The organism is Nitrospira sp. BLG_2 (genome assembly GCF_049222245.1).
The window spans coordinates 1-1,848 of record NZ_JBLYIG010000477.1 but is presented as its reverse complement, the minus strand read 5'-3'; the positions used below and the strand labels follow the sequence as shown (position 1 = coordinate 1,848).

The window sequence follows — 1,848 nt, the reverse complement described above, 5'->3', positions numbered from 1 at the left end:
TCAAACAAGATATCGCCTTCTTTAGCACTTCGGGCATCCACTGACTCGTTTAGCCAGCTTCTCGGTGCCCGTGGTACCCCGTCTATGACTAGGCGAAATGAGTCGCTCCAAAACCCTAAATCCAATCGACCTGTATTGGTTAAGCGTATGGAGAGCTTCAAGATGAGTTTGCCCGTATTGCGGCTCTCGACCTGTGCCGCTAAGATCTTATAAGTTCCATTCGCGCGATGACTGTGTAGGGTTGCTTCAGTGCCCGATGGAAAACTGACCGAATACGGCCTCGCGCGATCGTCGAAGATCTTTGGCGCAACGGAAGACTGTTCTGTCTTGGAAGGCGCGGCTGTCTTTGCAGGTGTTATGGAAGGCGCAGGTGTCTCCGATCGCCGAGCGGTGTCGTCGTAGGACGGCGGAGATAGGGATGCAGAATTTTCTATGTCGCCTAGAAACCCAATCGCACGAAGTGTTACCAGCAAGCCTACGATGGCGGTAATACCCGCTATTGCCATCAAGATCCCAGGAACAGTTTGCCGCCATCGTCGAGATTTGTTTTCTTCTGAAGAGAGGGCTGATGAGCCAGGTACTATTTTTCTCAGCGCAGTAACCAACTCTGCGACATCGATGCTCCAGCGATTGTGACGAAGGTCAAAGGCGTTTCGCCAAGCGAGAGCCTCAATCTCTGAGGGGAGTTGCTCCGAGCGCGGCATCCCGGCACCCTGAACCAGGATGGGAATAACAGGAATATCCCGATGCAATGCTGCTGCGGTTTCGATCCTCACAAAATCCGATGGGTCGTCGAGTCTCGGCTTCCCTTCTCTATCGACGACGTCGATCCATTTTCTCCCGATCATCAGGAGTAATACATCGCACGTAGTCACCGCCTTCTCGATTACTTTTCGGAAGTCCTTCCCAGGATCGATCCCCGTGACGTCCATGAATACCCGGTCACTACCGAAATGCTCTTTTAAATCGTCGAACAAGTGGAGCGCTTCTCCCTGCGAGTCCTCGCGCCGATAACTGATGAAAACGCCACCCATGGGAATTGCCCTCTCGTTGCTGAGTATTACTGTTCTATCTCCGAGGATTCCCCGCTGAAAATATCCGCAATATCTGTTTCTTGTCGATCTTGTCAAGGTTTCACTTGTCGGGATAGCCGACGAAATCTTGCCGGATGTCTTGGTATATCAATCTTTATGATGATTGATACGGGCAGTTTACCTACAAGTGAGTAGCCAATAGTAACGGCGTGTCCGCAAGGGTGAGTCATCGCCTCAACGATGAAAGCGGTAGAACGTCAGGCACAGTGCAGCCGTATGGATACTGGTGGAGCAGGAGAGTGTCGCATCGGCAAGCCTCGCCGCTGCAGGAGCCCCCTGCGGTGCCGCGCCCTTCGGCAGGTTGATGGCGGTAATGCGGAATGGCGCCGCACTGCCGCTCCCGACCGGATTGGCCCAGATCTCGCCATCGCCATACATCACCCCATTGTCGTTGCAGAACAGCTCGCTAGGTTGCGCGGCATCGACTGCCCTGCGCAGCCGGAGGCAGCAAGCTTGCCTCACGCTGGCGGAAGGCCACGGCATCACGCAGCTGGCGCTGGAGGATCAGGCACCGGAAGCGCTGGTGGAACGTCTGTTCCTGCGTATCCTGACACGCCCGCCGCGTGCAGAGGAGCGAGCTGCCTTCGTGGCGTATCTGCGTGAGGGTTATGCGGGGCGCGTGCAGGAACCGCCGCAGAAATCACGTGCCGAGAAGCGTCGCCCGCCGCGCTACGTCTCGTGGTCGAACCATCTGACGCCAGAAGCGAACGAGATCAAGGTGCAGCTGGAGGCGGCGGCCCGGCGCGGCGACCCG

3 protein-coding genes are annotated in these 1,848 nt (G+C 56.2%); 1 reads left to right on the top strand and 2 read right to left on the bottom strand.

All coding sequences use genetic code 11. The features are described from left to right. Positions 1–1,034: toll/interleukin-1 receptor domain-containing protein (locus ACOSYY_RS13005; protein ID WP_421662898.1), on the bottom strand; the 1,034-nt coding region annotated here is incomplete at its 3' end. Between the two features lie 234 nt (positions 1,035–1,268). Then, entirely contained in the window at positions 1,269–1,475 is a 207-nt protein-coding gene (locus tag ACOSYY_RS13000; RefSeq protein WP_421662896.1) for a hypothetical protein, read from the bottom strand. A gap of 4 nt (positions 1,476–1,479) precedes the next feature. On the opposite strand from ACOSYY_RS13000, the gene ACOSYY_RS12995 reads away from it, so the two are divergent. Further along, a partial coding sequence (locus ACOSYY_RS12995) for a hypothetical protein (protein WP_421662894.1) occupies positions 1,480–1,848 on the top strand: 369 nt, incomplete at its 3' end.